This is a genomic window from Gemmobacter denitrificans, from assembly GCF_036964905.1.
GTDB classification, from domain to species: Bacteria; Pseudomonadota; Alphaproteobacteria; order Rhodobacterales; family Rhodobacteraceae; genus Gemmobacter; species Gemmobacter denitrificans.
Genome location: NZ_JBALHR010000003.1, coordinates 132,026 through 152,381, shown reverse-complemented (window position 1 = coordinate 152,381; position 20,356 = coordinate 132,026). Strand labels below are relative to the sequence as shown.

Genomic DNA, 20,356 nt, shown 5'->3' with positions numbered 1-20,356 from the left:
GCGACCCGCGCTTACTGGCAACGCTTGGCGGCATCCTCAATCGCGGCGGTTACACCGCGCAGCGACAGCGTATCCTTGGTTTCCGTGCCGCGCCCCGAAACACCGGTCACCACCGCCGTGCTGCCTTTCTTCAGGGCCGCAATCAGCTTGGCATCCTGATCCGGGCCGCTGGTCCAGGCAGTTTCGCCCACGGTGAACAGGGTATGCGCCTCGCCATCGATTTCGAACGTCACATTCGAATCCGTCTTGTACGGATAGCCCCCGGTAAAGCTCACCTCACCCTTGCCACCTTCACCGGCACGGAAGGTAATCCAGAGCAGGATATCGCTGCGGCTGGCAGAAACCGGCTTGCCATCGCGGCTGGCTTCCGAGGATTTGGGCTTGGTCACGGCCCAGCATTCCTTGGGCTTGCCCGTTGCAGGTTCGGTAAAGACCGACCAGTCGGAAACGACCGCAACCTGATTGGTGGATTCCTGCGCCTGGGCGCCCGTTGCCGCCAGCACCAGCGCGGCCGCGCCAAGAGAGCGAGCGATCTGCGATTTCATTGCATCAGCCTCCAGCCGAAATACGCCTCAGTCCTGCCCATCCGTTCCGCCTGTTGATCCGGCTTTTCCAGTGGCGGGCAGCAATTCAACCCGATATCCCTTCATATCGCAGAAATGGCAAGCCGCGAAAGCCCGATGGGCAGAGAATCGCGCAACTGTGAGGGGGCGGAACGCATGGCGCAGGCAGTACCGATGGTCGAACTCTGGCGCGGGGGGCTTCTGGAAAGCCGCCATCTGGGCCATGCGGTGATCTGCGGGCCAGATGGGCAGATCGTGCAGGCCTGGGGCGATCCGGGCAAGGTGATCTTCCCGCGATCGTCCTGCAAGATGCTGCAGGCACTGCCATTGGTGGAAAGCGGCGCGGCCGATGCGGGGGGCCTGACCGATGCGCAGCTGGCCTTGTCCTGCGCCAGTCATCAGGGGGCTGCGCTGCATGTGGGCGCGGTGGACCGCTGGCTGACCGGGCTTGGCCTGCACGAATCCGATCTGCGTTGCGGCGCCCATGAACCCTATGACCGGACAGAACGCGACCGGCTGATCCGCGGGGCCGAAGCGCCTTGCCAGTATCACAACAACTGTTCCGGCAAACATGCGGGGATGCTGACATGGGTGCGTCACATGAAGGCGGGCTCGGAATATGTCGAGCCCGACCATCCGCTGCAACGGGCGATCCGCGACGCGTTCGAGGCGACCACCGGCGAAAACAGCCCGGGCTTCGGCATCGACGGCTGTTCCGCCCCGAACTTTGCCACCACGCTGCTGGGGCTGGCCCGGTCGATGGCCTTCTTTGCCAATGCGCCCGACAGCGGTGATGCGCGCAGCCGGGCCGCATATCGGCTGACACGCGCCATGGCAGCACACCCGGAATTTGTGGCTGGTGAAGGCCGCGCCTGCACCGAACTCATGCGCGCGATGGGCGGGCGGGTCGCGCTCAAGACCGGGGCCGAGGCCGTCTTCATTGCGATCCTGCCCGATCAGGGCTTGGGTATCGCGCTGAAGATCGAAGATGGCAGCGGGCGCGCATCGGAATGTGCGATTGCCGCGCTGCTGGTGTCTTTGGGTGCGCTGGAGGCAGATCACCCCGCCACCCGCAAGCGGCTGAATGCCCGGCAGGTGAATTGGCGCGGCATCGATACCGGTGTTCTGGCGGCGGCACCCGGCTTTCCGGTCTGAACCATCCGCACACGGCCTATGAAAATGCCCCGGGCCCCCGCATTTCGGCGAGGGCCCGTTTGCAGCAAGTGGCCCGACGGCACAGGCTGGGTGGGGGCTTTTTGTCCGCACCGCCGGGTTTCACTTGCTACACATCCCTTATCGCCTGTGATCGTGGTGCCGTGACGGAAAGCAAGGGGTCTTTCCACGGTGATTTTGCGGCATAATCAAGGCGGCCCGGTAAATTGTCCCTTTCTTGATTTGTAACGGTTTTGCCGTAAGCTGATGACATGACACTGATGCCCCCAGAACCGCCTGTCCCCTTCCCGGCTGCACCCGAACAGGTCTGCTTTGACCGGGCGGAACTGGGGGCCATCCTGTCGGTCTATGGCCGGATGGTGGCCGCAGGCGAATGGCGCGACTACGGGATTGCCGCCTTGCGGGATGTGGCGGTGTTTTCGGTGTTTCGCCGGACAGCCGAAGTTCCGCTGTATCGGATCGAAAAACGCCCTGCACTGCGGCTGAAACAGGGGATGTATGCCGTGCGCGGCGAAGGTGGGCAGCTATTGCGGCGCGGCCATGATCTTGCGGCGGTGCTGCGGCTGTTTGACCGCAAGCTGATCCGCCCGATCGACTGACCCTTCTGCTTTCACGAATGACAGATCAGGACGCGCTACCTGCGACCCTGCGGCGCGCCGTGACGGGGCCATCGCCCGCCGCCTCTATTCGGGCAATGGCCGCCGGAATGGGTTCTTCGGTCACCGACATGGTGGCGGCTGTGGCATGGATCATCCGGTCGGCGGCGAGCGCGATGGCCACATGCCCCTTCCAGAAGATCAGATCATTGCGGCGCAAGGGCTGGTCGTCAGGCATCGGCTGGCCGCAGACCGCCTGCAGGTCGCTGTCCCCCGGCAGCGCGATGCCGCAGGCCTGAAAGGCGATCTGCACCAGCCCCGAACAATCGATCCCTGCACGGGAATTGCCGCCCCAAAGATAAGGGGTGTGCAGAAACATCTGCGCCACTGTGGCCGGATCGGCGTGATGCTGGCCCAGCGGCTTGATATGGCTTGCGGGCACAAAACCCTGCGGGGTTTCCGCCCAGGCACCCAATTGGCCGGTCACCCGCAGCCTTGTCCCCATATACAGGCAAGCCAGTTCGCGATGCTGAACCTTCGGTCCGTCATACAGATGCGTGGCAGGGGTGGCGACCCAATGGGTCGCGGTGCTGGCAGGGCCTAGCAGGCTTTCGGGCAGATAGCCGCAATAGCCATCCTTTGCCGCCTGCAGAAAGGCCCAGCCCTCGTGGCGTTCGATCACCGTCACCGGATCACCGCACAGCAGTTGCCGGTCACGCGCGCCGCCGGGGGATTTGAGCAGATCGGCCAACGGCGCTGCGACCTGAGCGGGTTCACCGGGCATAAAGCGGGGCGCATCAACGAGGCCACGCAGGCTTTCCAGCGCGACACGGGCATTGGCGGGGGTCAGGCGGCGGTCCATCGGTCAAAGCCCCAGCATATCAGGCAGCGCAAAAAGCAGGGCGCGCGCGCCCTGCCCCACCCCGCCCTTGGGCCGGGCCGGGGCGTCGGTCGGTGTATGACCGTAGATGTCGAAATGCATGTAGCGCGGGTGATCGGCAAAACGGCGCAGGAACAGCGCGGCGGTGATCGATCCCGCGAAGCCAAACCCCGGCGCATTGTCCAGATCGGCAATCCCCGGTTCGATCACGCTTTCATAGGGCGTATGGAACGGCAGGCGCCAGACCGGATCGGCCCCGGCACGGGCGCCGGCCTCCAGCGCGCGGGCCATGCTGTCATCATCCGTGAAATAGGGGGCCAGATCGGGCCCGACCGCGACCCGCGCAGCACCGGTCAGCGTTGCCATCGACACCAGCAGTTCCGGGTTTTCCTCGGCGGCCCAAGCCAGCGCATCGCCCAGAACCAGCCGACCTTCGGCATCGGTATCGTTCACCTCGACCGTCAATCCCTTGCGCGACCGCAGGATATCCTTGGGCCGCATGGCCCGGCCCGACACACTGTTTTCCACCGCAGGCACGATGACCCGCAGCCGGATCGGCAGGCCCAACCGCATGATCATCAGCGCAAGGCCCATGACCGTGGCCGCACCCCCCATGTCCTTTTTCATCAACTGCATGCCGGAGGAGGGTTTGAGATTGAGGCCCCCCGTATCGAAACAGACCCCCTTGCCAACCAGCGTCAGGCTGGGGCCGGTCTGCCCCCATCGCAGCGACAACAGGCGCGGCGCGCGGTCCGATCCCTTGCCCACGGCATGGATCATGGGAAAGCCTTCTTCCAGATCAGGCCCCTGCACCACTTGCGTGGCTGCTCCGAAGCGGTCGGCCAGCGCAAGGAACGCGGCTTCAAGCTCGGCTGGTCCCATATCGGCAGCAGGGGTATTGATCAGATCGCGCGTCAGACATTCGCCTTCGGCCATGGCCAGAACCAGCGCCTCATCCACACCTTCGGGGCATTTCAGCTGGGGCGCGGTTCGGTCTGCGGGCCGGTAGCGATCAAACCGGTATTGCGCCAGCTGCCATCCAAGTGCGGTTTCGGTGGCCATATCGGCGGGCAGGCCTTCGAAATGCCAGGCACCAGCGGGCAGGCTGGACACTGCGCGTGCCAGACCAAAGCGCTGGCGCGCCCGGCTGGCCGGGGTTCCCAGCCCGATTGCCGCCCCCGCAACACTGCCCGATCCGCCGGGCAACAGCATCACTTCGCCAAGCGCCGCGCGAAAACCGCCATCGCGCAGCCAGGTCGCAATTTCCGGGGGTTGCGCAGCAAGCCAAGCATCAAGATTGTCAGCCGCGACAACATGCAGCGGTCGCGACGGCTGGGCTTGGTCGGCGAAATTCGGGGTCATGGCACGCTCCGGGACTGTGGACCGGTGCCAGCCTAGACCATCCATCGCCGCCCGCAAGCCGCCTAAAGCGACCGGTCCAGCAGATCCTTGTCGCCCGCAAGCGACCTTTCGGCCACCCGGATCAAGCGCGCCCAGACCGCCGAGAAGGCCGTCGCATCCCCCTGATCAAGGCAGATGCGCACATGTTCGGCCACTGTGCCAAGGCTTTCCAGACCCAGTTGATCGGCCATCCGCTGCAAGCGCCGCAATTGCCGCGCCAGATCGCTCAGATCCTGCGCGCGCACCTGCGCGGCCAGACCCGACATGGCCAGTGCCAGTTCACCCAGGGCCCGTGTGACCACCTGTTCCGCCTGCACGGTGCCCAGATCGCGATAGATCGCGGCTACCGGCGCCACATTCTGGCGCAGGCGGTCTTGCGGCCGCAGGACCGTTACGTTGCCATTTGTCATTTTCCAACCCACTCCGTCGCACCCAAGGGCATCCTGCGCCGCCAGCCTGAACAAATGGTTGCCTGCCCAAAAAGAAACCTCTCGAATTTTCTGCGATTGCCGCGTATTCCCCGGTCGAAACGCACAGCTGACGGAGACCCGATTGGACCACGCCAAGCCGCTGCCCGCCTATCTTGTAAGCCGCTATCACGGCTGGAAGGCGACGACCTATCAAAGCAACAAGGCCTGGTATCGCCGTCTGGCCGAAAGTGGCCAGCATCCCCGTGCCATGGTGATTTCCTGCTGCGACTCGCGCGTGCATGTGACGTCGATCTTCGGTGCGGATGAAGGCGAGTTCTTCATTCATCGCAACATCGCCAATCTGGTGCCGCCCTATAACCCGGATGGCGAATATCACGGCACTTCGGCTGCGGTGGAATATGCGGTGTCCGCGCTGAAGGTCGCGCATATCGTGGTTCTGGGTCACAGCAATTGTGGCGGCGTGAAGGGCTGCCATGACATGTGCTCGGGCCACGCGCCGCAACTACTTGAAAAGTCAAGCTTTGTGGGCCGCTGGATGGATATCCTGCGCCCCGGCTATGACCGGGTTGCGCATCTGCCCGAAGCAGATCGCCCCCGTGCGTTGGAACGCGAGGCGGTGTTGGTCAGCCTTGAAAACCTGATGACCTTCCCCTTTGTGAAGGCGGCCGTCGAATCCGAATATCTGACATTGCACGGATTGTGGAACGATATGGCCGAAGGCGGGGTGGAGCAATACGATCCGGCCTCGCGCAGCTTCGTGCCGCTGTAACCGACCCACAAGCACGCGCCTGCCCTGCTGCGCGGGGCTTGAACCGGGTGGCCTTGCTGCCCAGATGGGACAAAACCCAAAGGGAAAGCCATGTCCGAAATCCTGTCGCTGGCGGCTGCCAACCTTCTGTCACCAATGATCCTGAGCTTTGTGCTGGGGCTGGCTGCGGCGCTGGCGCGATCCGATCTGACGGTGCCCGAGGCTGTGGCAAAAGGGATGTCGCTGTATCTGTTGTTCGCCATCGGTTTCAAGGGCGGTGCGGCGGTGGCGGCGCATGGGGTGGATGGGCGACTGATCGCGGCCTTGCTGGCGGGGGTCGTGCTGTCTGCGGCACTTCCGCTGGTGGCCTATGCGCTGATCCGCGCCATCACCCGGCTGGGCCCCACCGATGCAGCGGCCGTGGCGGCGCATTATGGATCGATCTCCATCGTGACCTTTGTCACGGCATCATCCGTTCTGCAGGCGCAAGGGATTGCGGCCGAAGGCTATATGGTCGCCGTCGCCGCCGCGATGGAAGCCCCCGCCATCCTGACCGCCCTTTGGCTGGCCAATCGCGCCGGAGCGGAGCGCGACAATGACCCCGATCTGTGGCGCGAGATCGCCTTCAACGGGTCGATCGTGCTGCTGGTCGGGTCTTTCCTGATCGGGCTGGCCACCGGTGAAACAGGTCTGGCCAAGATTGATGCCTTCATCGTTGCCCCCTTCCAGGGCGTGCTGTGCCTGTTCCTGCTGGATATGGGGCTGGTCGCCGGGCGCGGGTTGAAGGGCGCACGGGGCGTGCTGGGGGGCGGCACGCTGGCCTTTGGCCTGCTGATGCCACTGATCGGCGCGGGTTTCGGATTGGCAACGGCGCTGCTGCTGGGCCTGTCGCCCGGGGGCGTGGCGCTGCTGATGGTGCTTTGCGCATCGGCCAGCTATATCGCGGTCCCCGCTGCGATGCGCGTGGCCCTGCCCGCCGCCAATCCGGCCCTGTCGCTGACGCTGGCGCTTGGCATCACCTTTCCCTTCAACCTGACACTGGGCATCCCGCTCTATATCGCGCTCGCCCAGACCTTGACCGGAGCCTGACCGATGCAGACCCATGCCGCGAAGCGCGTCGAAATCATCATCGAGGCCCCGATGGAAAGCCGTCTGACTGCCGCGCTGGAAAAGGCAGGGGTGACCGGCTTTACCGTGCTGCCTGTGCTGGGCGGATCGGGCCGGTCAGGTCGCTGGACGCGTGAAGGTCAGGTGGGACGGTCCGGCATGGTGGCAGTGATCTGCCTGATCCGCCCCGACCGGCTGGACACGCTGCTGGATGCCGCTTTTGCAGTGGTGGAACGTCATATCGGCGTGGTCAGCATCACCGAGGCGCAGGTGCTGCGGGCCGAGCGGTTCTGACACTCACCCCTGATCCGGCGGCCGGATGGCACCCCAATTGGCATCCTGCATCTCGCGCAGGCGGCTGGCGGTGCGTTCAAATTCGAAGGCTCCGGTTCCTTCGATGTAAAGCCGTTCCGGCACATCCGCCGCAGAACAGATCAACCGAACCTTGCCTTCATACAGCGCGTCGATCAGCGTGACAAAGCGCTTGGCCTCGTTGTAATTGCTGGCCGAAAGCTGGGGGATGTCTTCCAGGATCAGCACCCGCACCGCCCCCGCAATGGCCAGATAATCGGCAGCGCCCAGCGGGCGGGCGCACAGGTCCCAGAACGTGGCGCGCGCGACCCCATTGGCAAAGCGCGGCAGTTCCACCTGACGGCCGTTCACTTCCAGATGCAGCGCTGTCGCGGCGCCTCCACCGGACAGATCGGCCCAGATCCGGTCAATCACCGGGCCCGCCTGCCCAGCCGGATGAAAATAGACCTGCGCGCCCTGCAGCCGGTGCTGGCGGTAATCATTCGGGCTTTGCAGTTCATGCACCTGAAACCTGTCGCGGATCAGGTCGATGAAGGGCAGAAACAGCGCACGGTTCAGGCCATTCTTGTACAGATCTTCGGGCACGCGGTTGGACGTGGTCACGATCACCACCCCATCTTCCAGCAGCATCTGGAACAACCGCCCCACGATCATCGCATCGGTGATGTCGGTGATCTGCATTTCGTCAAAGGCCAGCAGCCGCGTTTCGCGGGCGACCGCATCCGCCACCGGTTTCAACGCATCTTCCACCCCGCGCTGGCGGGCGGCATGCAAGCCGCGGTGGATTTCCTGCATGAAGGCATGGAAATGCACCCGCCGCTTGGCCGTGATCTCCAGATGATCGACAAACAGGTCCATCACCATGGATTTGCCGCGCCCGACCCCGCCCCAAAGGTAAATGCCCTTGGGCGGTGTGACAGGTCGGGCGAACAGCCCAGCAAAAAGCCCGGTCTTGCGCAGGGGATTGGCTTCAAGCCAGGTGCGCAACGCCTCGAACATCGGCAGCACGCCATGCTGCGCCGGATCGGGCTTCAGGCGGCCGTCGGCCACGCGGGATTCGTAAATCTCGGTCAGGGTCTGTCGCATGATGCCCTTTACCGCGCCCCGCGCCGCTGGAAAAGCGCGAAGCGTCGGTTTCGGTCAGGCGTCACGCCCGGCCCGCAATGCCCGCCGCCGCGCCATGGCATCCATGCGGGCATCGGCCCGGTCATTGCCGGTGGGTTGCGGCGGTTGCGCGGTATTGGCGGCGGCAGGTTGGGCCGCCGGGGCAATGGCTGGGGGTGCAGCCCTTGGCTTGCCCGCATCGCCCAGATGCGCCGCCAGGGCCGACAGCACGGGGAAGCGGAAGATATCGGTGATCGACAGTTTCGACAGGCCCAGACCATCGCGCAGCTCGCGATGCGCCTGCACCGCCAGCAGCGAATGGCCGCCAAGCGCAAAGAAATTGTCGCGCGCCCCCACTTTCGGCACCCCCAGAACCTTTTGCCATACGGCGGCGATCTGCGATTGCAGATCGGTCTCGGGTGCCTCATGCATCACCGGCTCGGCCACGGCGGCCTGCGGGGCGGGCAGCGCCTTGCGATCCACCTTGCGGTTCGGCGTGAGCGGGAAGTGATCCAGCGACACGATATGCGCGGGCACCATATGTTCGGGCAGCACGGCGGCCAGCGCCGGTTTCAGCCCGGCCTCGCTGGCGGTGCCGGTGATATAGGCCACCAGCCGCAGGTCGCCCGGCTGATCTTCGCGCGCCAGAACTACGGCTTGCGTCACGCCCGGCAATTCCTCCAAACGGCTTTCGATCTCGCCCAGCTCGATCCGATAACCGCGCAGCTTCACCTGAAAATCGGCGCGGCCCAGATAATCCAGTTTGCCATCGGCCCGTAGCCGCACCAAATCGCCGGTGCGATACATCCGCGCGCCCCAAAGGCAAGCGCCCTCGCGCACAAAGGGATCGGGCTTGAAACGCTCCGCTGTCAGGTCTTCGCGCTGCCAATAGCCGCGCGTCACGCCATCGCCGCCAATCCACAGCTCGCCCGCCATGCCGGGCGGCACCGGGTTCAGCGCGTCATCCAGCACATAGACCTGCGTATTGGCGATGGGCGTGCCGATATTCACCACGCCTTCGCCATCACCCGCTGCCTCGACCGTGGACCAGATCGTGGTTTCGGTCGGGCCATACATATTGAGGATGCGCGCCGAAGTGACCTTGCGCAGATCGCGCACAAAGGCCCCCGGCAGCGCCTCGCCGCCCAGCATCAGGGTTTTCACCCCGGCCAGCGCGCCTTTGGCTTCTTCATTCATCAGGATCATCCGCGCCATGGAGGGCGTGCATTGCAGATGCGTCACGCCATGGCGGATGATCTGCGCGGCGATCGAGTAATCATCCGCCTCTGGCTGCCCGCCCGCATTGGCGCGGCGCAGCACCTCGGCCAGCGGATAAAGTCCCTCCATAACCACTTCGGGGGCGATGCCGTAATCAATCAGACAGGCGACCTCGGTCACGCCGATGCGTTTCAGGCTTTCCACCCGGTCCAGCGCATCTTCGACCGTGCCGAACAGGCCAGAGTCCTCAAAATAGCGCTGGAAGGCGAAATCGAGGATCGCCTCGTTTTCCTCGCCCGACAGGCTGCGAAGATCAATATCATCAGGCTTTTCAATGCCCTGCGGCTTCTTGAAGGCCGGGAAGGCCCAGGCATATTGCTTCACCAGCCCCACAGCAGCCGCCAGATAGGCCTTCATCGGACCTTCCGCCACGCGCCGGGCCTGCTCGCGGTCGCGCGCCACATAGGTATGCAGCATCAACGTCACCTTGAAGCGCGCCGGATCATGGCCCGCCTTGCGCAGGGCCTCGTGATAGATGGCGATCTTGCCCGCCACCTCTTCGATGCTTTGGCCCAGAAGGTGGGTCAGCACATGGGCGCCGATCTCGCCCGCCTCGCGCCATGTGGCCGGGTTGCCCGCCGTGGTGATCCAGACCTCCAGCTCTTTCGACACCGGGCGCGGCTGCGTCACTACGCCGAATGTGCCCGTTTTGGTGGGGAAATCGACCGTCTCGCCCCGCCAGAGCCGCCGCACCTGCGCGATACCATCAAACATCGCCGCCCGGTTATTGGGCGGGGTGTTTTCGGGCCGCAGCACGAAATCATCGGGCTGCCAGCCGCTTGCCACGGCCAGCCCCGCGCGGCCATTGGTCAGGTTGTCGATCACCGCCCAATCCTCGGCCACCCGCGCCGGATGGTGCAAAGGCAGCACGACAGACCCAGCCCGCACCGCGATGTTCCGGGTGATCGAGGCGACCGCTGCCCCGGTCACCGCCGGGTTCGGATAAGGGCCCCCAAAAGCGTGGAAATGCCGCTCCGGCGTCCAGACGGCGCAGAAACCGTGGCTATCGGCGAACTTCGCGCCTTCCAGCAGCAGCTCGTATTTCTTCGACCCGGCGCCGTCGTCATTGCCCCAGTAATAGAGCGAAAACTCCATCCCCTTGGCCGAGCCGATGCGCCCATTCGACACCAGCGCCCGGTTCTCATCGCTCGTCAGCACCAGCTTGAAGCCGCGCGCCAGCGTCCAGAACAGTTCCAACACGGAAATGTCAAAGGACAACGAGGTCACGGCAAGCCACACCGAGCCCGCAGCATGGTCGATCCGATCATCCATCCCGGCAAAGAAATTCGCCACATTGCGATGCTCGACCATCACGCCCTTGGGCCGCCCGGTGGAGCCGGAAGTATAGATCATATAGGCTAGATCGGCGCTGGTGACGCCCGATTGCGGGTTGCGGTCATCCGCCACAGCCAGCCGCCCGTCGGTATCAAGGCAGAGCAAATCGACCGCGCGGGGCAGGCTGCCCTCCAGCGCGCTTTGCGTCACGATCACCGGGCAGCCGCTATCTTCGATGAACAGCGCAGTGCGGTCGGCGGGATAGGCCGGGTCCATCGGCACATAGGCGCCGCCTGCCTTGAAAATCGCCAAAGCCCCCACCATAAGATCGAGCGAGCGGCGGCAATGCAGGCCCACCAAAGCGCCGGGGCGCACCCCCATGCCAATCAGCACATGCGCGGCACGGTTGGCGCGAGCATTGAGCGCCGCATAGGTCAGGCTGTGACCCTCGAACACCACCGCCACGGCATCGGGGCTGCGCGCCACCTGCGCCTCAAAGGCCTGATGAATGCAAACACTTGAATCATAGGGTTTTTGCGTGCGGTTCGGCGCATAGAGCGTGGCCTCGCGCTCGGCCTCGGTCAGCACCGGGCGGGCCTCAAGCATCGGCTCCTCTGCCGCCACGAACCCCGCAATCCGCGCAACCAAGGCCTCGGCCTGCGGTTTCGGCAGGCGGCTGGCATCGTAGTGAAGCGCGTCTGGGGAAAGCGTCACAACCGTGCCGGCGATGGGCGCCGCCCCGATCCCGAAGGCCGGAGGTTTGAGACCAAACAACCGCCGTTCCCGCGCCAGCAGGTCTAGGGCAAAGCCACTGGCACTGGCCATCGCACCCTCCACCACCGCCACCGCCTGCGCCACCGGGCCAGAGGCCACCACGCGCAGCGGGGTCCAATCTGCGATGATCCCGGCCTCGGGCGCCACGGCCAAGGCCAGATCGGCCTCAGCCTTGCCCGCCAGCCGCACCGCCGCCAAGGCACCCAAGGCAAGCGAGGGCAGGGCAAGCGGCAGCGAGTGCCAGAAGTCCGGTGCGCTCGCCTCGGTCGCGCCCGTCACCTCTGCCGGGTCCAGCGCCAGCAACGCCTTGCGCAGCCGCAATTCCTGCGGCGCGACCTTGGCAAGCGCCGCCGTCAGCGCGTCCGCATCTGGCCCGCCTGCAATCGGGTTGGGTAGGCTAAGCCCCGAGATTGGAAAGCCCTTTTGGCAGGTCAGCCGCGACAGCCGCACCGCGCCCGTGCCACAAGCCACCGTCACCGCATCATCGGAGGCCGCCAGAACCTGCCCCGGCACCCCTGCGCCGGGCACGACCTCGGCGCCGCCTGCCAGTATGAGCCGCCGCCCATCCCACAATTTGGCGCAGGTCAGCGGGTTCCAATAGCTGCCATGATCCAGCGCGCGCACCAAGGCCGCCACAGACTCGGCGCTTTGGGTGAAATCCAGCCGCCCGGCTGCCGCAGGCCGACCTGACCGCAGATGCAGGCTGCGCTGCGTGAAATCCTGCGCCACGCCCGGCAAGTCTTGTTCCAAAGCGGCGAAAAGGTCCGGGAAGCTTTCCAATGCTGCCTCGAAGCAGCGGGTATTCAGGGTCAGCGCCGTGTCATTCGACGCGATGTCGAACAGGCGCTGCACCAGCACCGCCCCCTCATCCACCCCGGCGGTGATGCGGTGCCATGTGATGCCATGCTGCGCATCACCCTGCAAAATCGCCCAGACCGGCGCGTTCAGCCCGGCATGGCGGGGCAGCGGCCCATCATGGAAGTTCACCCCGCCCTTGGCGGCGCGCGCCAACGCGGCCTCGGGCACCAGCGATAGATTGGCGACCGACAGCAGCCAATCCACGGCAGGCACCTGTGCCTCCCACCCTTTTTCCTGCGCGATCACCGGCAGGCCCTGCCCGCGCGCCCATCCCGCCACCTCCGGGTTGCGGGTCACCAGCGCGGCGACACGATGTCCCCGCGCGATCAGCGCCGCGCCGCATTCACGCGTCAGGCTCTCATTGCCGATGAGGATACAGGAAAACGGGTTCATCTTGCACTCCTTGCCAGCCCTGCGGCCAGCGATGCCCCTATCCTTCGGGGCTGACCTTCACCTTGGCCGGGGTCGCCCCCTGCCCGCCTTGCCCAGCCCAACCCAAATCATGCACGATCAGATCGCGCAGAAAATGCGGCGGATCGCCCCGGTCCTTGCGCTGCACCAGCAAACGCAAGCGCCAGAGCACCCCGCCCGCAACATGGGCGAGCGTGGCGACAGCGGCATAGATATGCCCATGATTCTTGGTGAAATAATGGCGCCGACTGTCCAGCCAGAAGCGCGGAATGCGCGCCCATGTCTTCATGCCGGTTGACGCCGAGCCGATATGCGCCACCCGGCTTTCCAGCACATAATCCGTGGGCCAGCCCGCACGCGCCGCGCGCAGGCACAGATCGGTTTCCTCGTAATAAAGGAAGAACACCTCATCAAAGAGGCCGATCCGGTCCAGCACATCCATCCGCATCATCAGGCTGGCCCCCGCCAGCCAGTCCACCCGTCCCGTCACCTCCGGGATGGGCTGCGCCACGATATGGCGCTTGAGCAGCCGGGAAATCGGGCCAAAGCGCGCAGCACCTTCCAACTCGCCCAAGGCTGATGGGAAGCGGAAGGCCGTGCGATGCGGCAAGCCGTCAGTGCCATGGATGAAACTGCCTGCGAAGCCGGTGCGTGGATGGTTTTCCAGATGAGTCAGCAGCGCGCGGATCGCATCCGGCGCGGGAAAGGCATCCGAATTCAGGATATAGGCGTAATCGGGCCGCGCACCGCCCGGCAAACCGACCTTGATCCCCACATTATTGCCCGCGCCAAAGCCGCCATTGCGCCCCGACTGGATCACCTGCACCGGGACAGTGCCCTGGTCCCAGCCGCGTGCCACCACCTCGGCGCTGATCGTCTCAAACGACCCGTCGCCGCTGTCATTATCGACAATGGTGATCGCGCCCGCGATGCCCTGCATCGCCTGCAGGGCCGCCTCGCAGGATTGCAGGGTCATGGCGGGCGTGCGCCAGTTGAGGATGACCGTCAGAACCGTGGCCATCACTCTGCCGCCTCGCGCAGCACCGGGGCCGGGCCCTCGACAGCGGCGATCACTTCGCGCAGCCGGGCCGCCAGCACCCGCACATTGGGTTCCAGCACCATGCTGTCATGATCGCCCGGCACCTCATGCACCGTCAGCGCCGGGGCAAAGCGCGTCAGATCATTGTCGGGGAACACATATTCCTTGGCCCCGCTGACCCAATGGCCATTCGATACCTTCCAGCGCAGGTCCAGCGGCGGGCGGAACAACGCCGTCGGCCCGGTGCGCAGCGGCAGGGCATAGGTGGCAATGGCCGCGCGGAAAGCTGCCTCGATCTCGGCATTGTGGAAGGCATGCGCACTTTCGGTCACCGCTTTGGGCAGACGTTTGCGCCGTTCCCATTCCCAGCGGTCACGCGCCCAACGGGCCAGATAGCCCACCCCGCCCGCGCGCAACTCTGCCAGCTTGATCAACGCCTTGTCGCGACGCGAGATGGGCGGGCGCAGGGGCAGCGGCGTGTCCAGCAGCACAAGCATCGACACCTCTTCCCCCGCCGCCTCCAATTGACGGGCCATTTCCCAGGCCGTCAGGCCACCGCCGGAAAATCCGCCCAACAGATAGGGACCACGCGGCTGCACCTGCCGCAATTCGGCGATGTAGTCCCGCGCGGCTTCGGGCAGGCTGGTATGGGGTTGGTCTTCACCATAAAGCCCACGCGCCTGCAGACCATAGAAGGGCCGGTCACCGCCCAGAAGCTGTGCCAGATGCCGCAGGTTCAGCACATTGCCGAACATCCCCGCCACAAGGAAGAAGGGCTGTCTGGGGCCGCCCCCGCCTTCATGCATGGCCACCAGATGCAGAAAGCGCCGTTTCGGCCCTTCGACCAGCTTGGCCCCGCTGCTGCCGCTGGTCTGCGGCCCGATACGGTCTTCGATCAGCGCGGCGCATTTCGCGATGGTCGGCGCCTCGAACAGGACAGAAATCGGGAAATCCACCCGGAAGGCCTTTTTCACCATGGCAAACAGGCGCACCGCGATCAGGCTGTGGCCGCCAAGGGCGAAGAAGTCATCCTCGACCCCGACTTGCCCCACACCCAGCAGATCCTGCCAGAACCCGACCAGCGTGCGTTCGATGTCATTGCGCGGCTCGACATAGTCGCTGTCCAGATCGGGGCGGGCAAAACTCTGGCCTTCGGGGCGGGCCTCCTCCACACGCGCGGCCTGACGGATCAGATCGGGCAGATCGAGCGATGAGACGATCACCTGCGCCTGCCCGGTGGCCAAGGCGCGGACAAATGCCTCGCCCCCATCCTGCGCACGAATGCCCTGGCCCAGATTGTGCAACAGGCGTTCTTCCTGCGGTGACGCGGCCTTGGCTTCCGCATCGTCGAATTCCAGCTCGCGCGCTTCGGGCACGCGTTGGGCAAGGGGTCCGTCCAGCTTGCGGATGGTAAAGCCCTCGATCTCGGCCAGAACCGCGCCGCTGTCATCGGCAAGTGTCACGTCGAACACCGCGACCGGACCTGCTGCCGTATTGGGCCGCGCATTGCGCACCCAGCTGATGACCCGCGCGGGCAGCGCCCGCCAGACCCGCACCCGGGCATAGGACACAGGCACCCAAAGATGGCTGGCCTCATAGCCTTCGATCAGCTCCATCGCCCAGCCGGTGGCAATATCCAGCAAGGCGGGATGCAGCAGCCAACCTTCGCCCAGATCGGCGCTGATCGGCAGTTGCAGCGTGGCGATGCCTTCACCCTTGCCAAGCGCCGCACGCCGCAGCACCCGCCAACGCGGGCCGAAATTCAGATGCGCCTCCTGCGCCACGCGCAGCCCCGCGGCATCTTCCTTCGGCACGCCGCAGCAGGCGGCAATCGCGTCGGCCTCGATCCGCGATGCGGCCTCGCGCAGCGGCATCAAGCGTCCGGCGGCATGCAGGGCAAAGCCGGTCCGCCCGCGATGATCCATTCCAGAACGCACCTCGAAGCCGAAGCCTTCGTCGCTGGGGGCCAGCTTCACCCGCATCTCGCGTGTGGTGCCATCGGCCACATCCAGCGCCCGGAAGAAAGTCAGATCGCGCAGTTCGAACCCGCCAAACCCTTCCTCTGCGGCCACTTCCGCCGCGATTTCCAGATACCCGGTGCCGGGGATCAGCGCCGTGCCATCCTTGGTGCGATGGCCGTCAAGGATCCAGTGATCCGTTGCCAGAAGCCTGGAAAACACCCTATGCCCGGCTGCGTCATGGCTGCTGTCGGCCAGCAGTGGCCGCCCCGCAACCGGCAGCTTTGGCGCAGGCGGCTTGGCCCCCAGGGCCTCGGCCGCCATGCCGACATCGGCCCAGATCCCCCAGTTCAGTGCCAGAACCCGCGTCTTTCCGCCCCGGCGGGCCTGCGCATAGGCGTTCAGATATTCATTCGCCGCCACGTAATCGACCTGCCCGGCAGGGCCTGTCACGGTAGAGGTCGAAGAAAACAGCACCATCAGGTCCAGCTTGCCATCAGGAAACAGCGCATCGAGCACATGGGTGCCGTGCAGCTTTGGCGCAAACACCTCTTCCACCTGCGCCGGGGTCTTGGTCAGCAGGGGGCCATCGGCCACGATGCCCGCCGCATGGATCACGGCTTTCAGCGGGCCGAACTCTGCCTCGGCCAAGGCCACGGCGGCGCGCATTTCTTCGGCATTGCAGACATCGGCGCGGGCCACGATCACCTGCGCCCCCAGACTCTCCAGACGCTGCACCGCGCGGATGCGGTGGGCCACAGGATCGGCGGCATCATGGGTGGCAAGCCAGCGCGGCCAGCTGTCGCGATGCGGCAGATCGCGCCGGGCACAGATCAGCAGCCGGGCCTTGCATTGGCGGACCAGTTCCTCGGCGACTGTCAGACCGATCCCCCCAAAGCCGCCCGTAATCATCACCGGCGCACCTTCGGGCAGCGCCAGCGACCCCGGCTCCAGCGCCAGCCGCTTCACCGTCCGTTCAAACCTTCGGCTTCCGCGCAAGGCCGCCTGACGATTGCCTGGTTCGGCCAGCAGATCCTCGATCACCTGCGCGGCCAGACCATCCAGCGCGACGGGTTTGGGCCGCCATCCCCTCGCCATCACCGGCAAGGCCACATCCAGCGTGGCGCAGGTCAGCCCCGGCATTTCGCGCGGCAACACCCGTGCAGGCCCTGCGATGGTGGCCTTTTCGGGATAGGCCAGCCCTTCCTCGGCCACCTGCGCTGCACCGCTGGTCACCACCGCCACATGAATCGGGCGTGGCAGGTTTTCCTCGATCAGCGCCTGACCAAGGAACATCAGCGCATAGAACCCCTGTTCCACATTGCGGTGGAAGAAGCTTGACCCGGGGCGGAAGCTTTCGCGATCCGTCACCAGCCAGAAATGCGCAATCCGGTCGGGCGAATGGCCCGTGGCAACAAGATCGCGGATCAGGTGATCGTATCCCTCGCGCCCACGTTCGGGGTTCAGGACATAGCCCCCCTCGCCATCGCGCGCGAAGGCATCACCGGCGCGGACGGTGACCACCGCCTGCCCAGCAGCCCGCAGCTGCGTGACCACTTCGGCACCCAGACCGGTTTCATCGACAAAGACCAGCCAGCTGTGTTTCGCGGCCTCTTCCGGTCGGTCGAAATCCACCTCGGCGGCGCGGGGCCGCCAGACCGGCTGCCAGCCCCAGCGGGCCATGTCGGCCACGCGCATCGGCAGCGGTTCGGCCTCGACCACCTGCGCCTTGGCCGGTTCGATGAAATAGGGTTTGCGCTGAAAGGCATAGCCCGGCAGCGGCACCCGCAGACGCCGCGCCTCGGCCCAGATCGGCGCCCAATCGACCGGCACGCCACAGGCCCACAGCCGGGCGATCGTCGCCATATGCCATTGGTCATCCGGCATTTTCTGTTCAGGGTGGCGCAGGGCGGGGATCACCTGCCCCGCCGACACACCATTGGCCTGCGCCAGCGATGACAGGGCCCGCCCCGGCCCCATTTCCATATAGACCCGGCCCGGCACCGCCATCAGCGCCGCCATGCCCGGCTGGAAGTTCACCGTATTGCGCAGATGCTGCACCCAATAGTCCGGGTCCATCGCCTGCGCTGCCGTCAGTTCCGCGCCACTGCGGTTGGAAATGATGGGCAACTGCGGCGCGTTCAGACGAATGGCGCGCAGGTATTCGCCAAAGCGGGCCAGAATGGGCTCCAGCATCCGGCTATGTGCCGCGATGTCGATGGCGATGCGCTGTGTTTCCACACCTTCCGCCGCCAGATCGGCGGCAAGGCGTGCCAGCGCCGCATCGGGGCCAGAGACCACGCAAAGGCCTGGGGCATTCACGCTCGCCATATCCAGATCGCCGATCAGGCGCAGGCGCAGGGCCGCCTCATCCATCGGCACCGACAACATGCCCCCCGGTGGCACGGTATCGAACAACTGCCCGCGCAGATGCACAAGCCCGATGCAATCCTCAAAGCTCATCACCCCGGCCAGACAGGCGGCAGTATTTTCACCCATCGAATGGCCGATCAGCGCAGCAGGCCGCACGCCCCAGCTTTCATACAGTTTCGCCAGCGCATATTCGGTGATCATGATCAGCGGCAGTTGCACCGAAGGACGTTTCAGCCGCGCATCCGCCGCCGCCTCTGCCCCCGCTTCGGGCAGCCACAGCGCGCGGATGTCATAGTCAAGCTTGGGCTGCAGGATCGCCAAGCCACGATCCATCCAGTCGCGAAATTCCGGTTCCGTTTCATACAGGTCGCGCGCCATTCCGGCATATTGCGCCCCGCCGCCGGGGAACATGAACACGACCTCGGGGTCATCGCCCAGATGATCATGCGCAAACACACGGCGCGGGTCTTTGCCTTCCAGCAGTTCCGCCGCCTCTGCGTGGCTGGAAGCCACCAGAACCCGGCGCTTTTCAAAGGCGCGGCGCCCTTCTTTCAGGGTCCAGGCCACATCGGCCAGCGGCTGTTCAGGATGGGCACGCAGATGCGCGGCCAAAGCTGCCGCCTGCCCATCCAGCGCAGCCTTGGATTTGGCGGAAATCACGATGGGCTGGAAGGGCCAAAGACTTTCATCACCCGCGGCCCGCGCGGGCGCCTCCTCCAGCACGGCATGGGCATTGGTGCCACCCACCCCAAGGCTGTTGACACCTGCACGGCGCGGGCGGCCCTTGTCTTCCCATGCTGTCAGCCGGTCATTCACCCGGAAGGGCGAGGTTTCGAAATCAATCGCCGGATTCGGGGCCTCATATCCCAGACTTGGGGCCATTTCCCGGTGGTGCAGCTGCAGCGCTACCTTGATCAGACTTGCCACCCCCGCCGCCGTATCAAGATGGCCGATATTGGTCTTCACACTGCCGATGCGGCAGGTGCCCACAGTGTCGGCGCTTTCGGCAAAGGCCTGGGTCAGCGCCGCCACTTCGATCGGGTCGCCCAGATAGGTGCCGGTGCCGTGGCATTCGACATAATCCACCGTGTCCGAGCTGACGCCCGCAACCGCCTGTGCCTCGGCGATGCAGCGCGCCTGCCCTTCGACCGAAGGGGCCAGATACCCCGCCTTGGCCGCGCCGTCGTTATTGACCGCAGATCCCTTGAGGATCGCCCAGATGTGATCGCCATCACGGATCGCGTCCACCGCGCGGCGCAGCACCACGCAGCCCGCACCCGAGCCGAACACCGTGCCCTGGGCGCGATGGTCAAAGGCATGGCAATGGCCGTCGGGCGACAGGATCTCGCCTTCGTTGAACACATAGCCGCGGGCATGGGGCAGTTCGATGGTCACACCGCCCGCCAGCGCCATGTCACATTCGCCGTTCAACAGCGCCTGCGCCGCGTAATGCACCGCGACAAGGCTGGTAGAACATGCAGTCTGGATGTTGATCGAAGGCCCCTTCAGATCGAAGATATGGCTGACACGCGTGGCGAGAAAATCCTTGTCGTTCCCGGTATGGCGCAGCAGGAACATGCCCGTGCCATCCACCAGATCGCGGTTGGAACACAGGTTGAAATAGAAATAGGATCCCATCCCGCAGCCGGCATAGACGCCGATCGGCCCCGCAAAGCCTTCAGGCGTGTGGCCCGCATTTTCCATTGCCTCCCACGCGACCTCCAGAAACTGGCGGTGCTGCGGATCAAGGATCGCGGCTTCCTTGGGCGAGAATCCGAAGAAATCCGCATCGAAATGCTCGAACTTGTCGAGGATCGCGGCGGCAGGCACATAGTTGCGATGGCGCATCTTGGCCGGGCTTTCGCCATGGGCCAGCAATTCGGCCTCGGACAGATGGCGGATACTCTCGATCCCGGCGCGCAGATTTTCCCAATAGGCAACAATCGATGGCGCGCCGGGCAAATGCGCTGCCATGCCGACGATGGCAATGTCGGTCTCGGCCACGGTCGGGCTGTGCTGCGGGCTATTGGTCATCATCACTCACAAATCCGGGGCTGCCGGGCCGCCCCGCGCCA

General features: G+C 65.2%; 13 protein-coding genes. 5 read left to right on the top strand and 8 right to left on the bottom strand.

Going from position 1 to position 20,356, the window contains the following annotated elements; translation table 11 throughout:
- Nucleotides 1-11: 11 nt before the first annotated feature.
- Nucleotides 12-545, bottom strand: a complete 534-nt coding sequence (locus V6590_RS06490) for an invasion associated locus B family protein (protein WP_335421108.1) — start codon at nt 543-545, stop codon at nt 12-14.
- 174 nt (nt 546-719) lie between these two features.
- Here V6590_RS06490 and V6590_RS06485 point away from each other — a divergent pair, with 174 nt between their 5' ends.
- Together V6590_RS06485 and V6590_RS06480 are read left to right on the top strand one after the other, a co-directional pair.
- Nucleotides 720-1,718 (top strand): asparaginase, encoded by a 999-nt coding sequence (locus V6590_RS06485; RefSeq protein WP_335421106.1) that lies wholly within the window; start codon nt 720-722, stop codon nt 1,716-1,718.
- 278 nt (nt 1,719-1,996) lie between these two features.
- Nucleotides 1,997-2,335, top strand: coding sequence for a DUF2794 domain-containing protein (locus tag V6590_RS06480; RefSeq protein WP_335421711.1), 339 nt, complete (start codon nt 1,997-1,999; stop codon nt 2,333-2,335).
- 25 nt (nt 2,336-2,360) lie between these two features.
- Here the strand turns inward: V6590_RS06480 and V6590_RS06475 are convergent, their stop codons facing one another.
- The 3 genes from V6590_RS06475 to V6590_RS06465 all read right to left on the bottom strand — a co-directional run bounded on the left by V6590_RS06475 (nt 2,361) and on the right by V6590_RS06465 (nt 5,023).
- The gene (locus tag V6590_RS06475; protein WP_335421104.1) at nt 2,361-3,194 is read right to left on the bottom strand and encodes a C40 family peptidase; all 834 of its coding nucleotides are present in this window, start codon (nt 3,192-3,194) and stop codon (nt 2,361-2,363) included.
- Nucleotides 3,195-3,197: 3 nt separating this feature from the next.
- A complete protein-coding gene (locus V6590_RS06470) occupies nt 3,198-4,574 on the bottom strand; it encodes a leucyl aminopeptidase family protein (protein ID WP_335421103.1) in 1,377 nt (458 codons plus the stop codon).
- Nucleotides 4,575-4,636: 62 nt separating this feature from the next.
- The gene (locus tag V6590_RS06465) at nt 4,637-5,023 is read right to left on the bottom strand and encodes a hypothetical protein (RefSeq protein WP_335421101.1); all 387 of its coding nucleotides are present in this window, start codon (nt 5,021-5,023) and stop codon (nt 4,637-4,639) included.
- Nucleotides 5,024-5,165: 142 nt separating this feature from the next.
- Here V6590_RS06465 and V6590_RS06460 point away from each other — a divergent pair, with 142 nt between their 5' ends.
- The 3 genes from V6590_RS06460 (at nt 5,166) to V6590_RS06450 (ending at nt 7,193) form a co-directional block, all read left to right on the top strand.
- Nucleotides 5,166-5,813 carry a carbonic anhydrase gene (locus V6590_RS06460; protein ID WP_335421099.1) on the top strand — a complete coding sequence of 216 codons (648 nt, stop codon included), beginning with the start codon at nt 5,166-5,168 and terminating at the stop codon, nt 5,811-5,813.
- 90 nt (nt 5,814-5,903) lie between these two features.
- The gene (locus V6590_RS06455) at nt 5,904-6,881 is read left to right on the top strand and encodes a sodium-dependent bicarbonate transport family permease (RefSeq protein WP_335421097.1); all 978 of its coding nucleotides are present in this window, start codon (nt 5,904-5,906) and stop codon (nt 6,879-6,881) included.
- A 3-nt stretch (nt 6,882-6,884) separates the two neighbouring features.
- Nucleotides 6,885-7,193, top strand: a complete 309-nt coding sequence (locus V6590_RS06450) for a P-II family nitrogen regulator (protein WP_335421095.1) — start codon at nt 6,885-6,887, stop codon at nt 7,191-7,193.
- A 3-nt stretch (nt 7,194-7,196) separates the two neighbouring features.
- Here the strand turns inward: V6590_RS06450 and zapE are convergent, their stop codons facing one another.
- From zapE to V6590_RS06430, 4 genes are read right to left on the bottom strand one after another with little or no spacing between them, the layout of a single operon-like run.
- Nucleotides 7,197-8,297, bottom strand: a complete 1,101-nt coding sequence (gene zapE / locus V6590_RS06445; protein ID WP_335421093.1) for a cell division protein ZapE — start codon at nt 8,295-8,297, stop codon at nt 7,197-7,199.
- Between the two features lie 54 nt (nt 8,298-8,351).
- Nucleotides 8,352-12,893 carry a MupA/Atu3671 family FMN-dependent luciferase-like monooxygenase gene (locus tag V6590_RS06440; RefSeq protein ID WP_335421091.1) on the bottom strand — a complete coding sequence of 1,514 codons (4,542 nt, stop codon included), beginning with the start codon at nt 12,891-12,893 and terminating at the stop codon, nt 8,352-8,354.
- 37 nt (nt 12,894-12,930) lie between these two features.
- Nucleotides 12,931-13,932 carry a glycosyltransferase family 2 protein gene (locus V6590_RS06435; protein WP_335421090.1) on the bottom strand — a complete coding sequence of 334 codons (1,002 nt, stop codon included), beginning with the start codon at nt 13,930-13,932 and terminating at the stop codon, nt 12,931-12,933.
- Nucleotides 13,932-20,315, bottom strand: coding sequence for a type I polyketide synthase (locus tag V6590_RS06430; RefSeq protein ID WP_434063239.1), 6,384 nt, complete (start codon nt 20,313-20,315; stop codon nt 13,932-13,934). The genes V6590_RS06435 and V6590_RS06430 overlap by 1 nt, the downstream gene beginning before the upstream one ends.
- Nucleotides 20,316-20,356: the final 41 nt, after the last annotated feature.

What these genes read in the sequence shown, in the direction of transcription:
- V6590_RS06490 (WP_335421108.1), bottom strand. Translation starts at nt 545, where the DNA reads ATGAAATCGCAGATCGCTCGCTCTCTTGGCGCGGCCGCGCTGGTGCTG.
- V6590_RS06485 (WP_335421106.1), top strand. Translation starts at nt 720, where the DNA reads ATGGCGCAGGCAGTACCGATGGTCGAACTCTGGCGCGGGGGGCTTCTG.
- V6590_RS06480 (WP_335421711.1), top strand. Translation starts at nt 1,997, where the DNA reads ATGCCCCCAGAACCGCCTGTCCCCTTCCCGGCTGCACCCGAACAGGTC.
- V6590_RS06475 (WP_335421104.1), bottom strand. Translation starts at nt 3,194, where the DNA reads ATGGACCGCCGCCTGACCCCCGCCAATGCCCGTGTCGCGCTGGAAAGC.
- V6590_RS06470 (WP_335421103.1), bottom strand. Translation starts at nt 4,574, where the DNA reads ATGACCCCGAATTTCGCCGACCAAGCCCAGCCGTCGCGACCGCTGCAT.
- V6590_RS06465 (WP_335421101.1), bottom strand. Translation starts at nt 5,023, where the DNA reads ATGACAAATGGCAACGTAACGGTCCTGCGGCCGCAAGACCGCCTGCGC.
- V6590_RS06455 (WP_335421097.1), top strand. Translation starts at nt 5,904, where the DNA reads ATGTCCGAAATCCTGTCGCTGGCGGCTGCCAACCTTCTGTCACCAATG.
- V6590_RS06450 (WP_335421095.1), top strand. Translation starts at nt 6,885, where the DNA reads ATGCAGACCCATGCCGCGAAGCGCGTCGAAATCATCATCGAGGCCCCG.
- zapE (WP_335421093.1), bottom strand. Translation starts at nt 8,297, where the DNA reads ATGCGACAGACCCTGACCGAGATTTACGAATCCCGCGTGGCCGACGGC.
- V6590_RS06440 (WP_335421091.1), bottom strand. Translation starts at nt 12,893, where the DNA reads ATGAACCCGTTTTCCTGTATCCTCATCGGCAATGAGAGCCTGACGCGT.
- V6590_RS06435 (WP_335421090.1), bottom strand. Translation starts at nt 13,932, where the DNA reads ATGGCCACGGTTCTGACGGTCATCCTCAACTGGCGCACGCCCGCCATG.
- V6590_RS06430 (WP_434063239.1), bottom strand. Translation starts at nt 20,315, where the DNA reads ATGACCAATAGCCCGCAGCACAGCCCGACCGTGGCCGAGACCGACATT.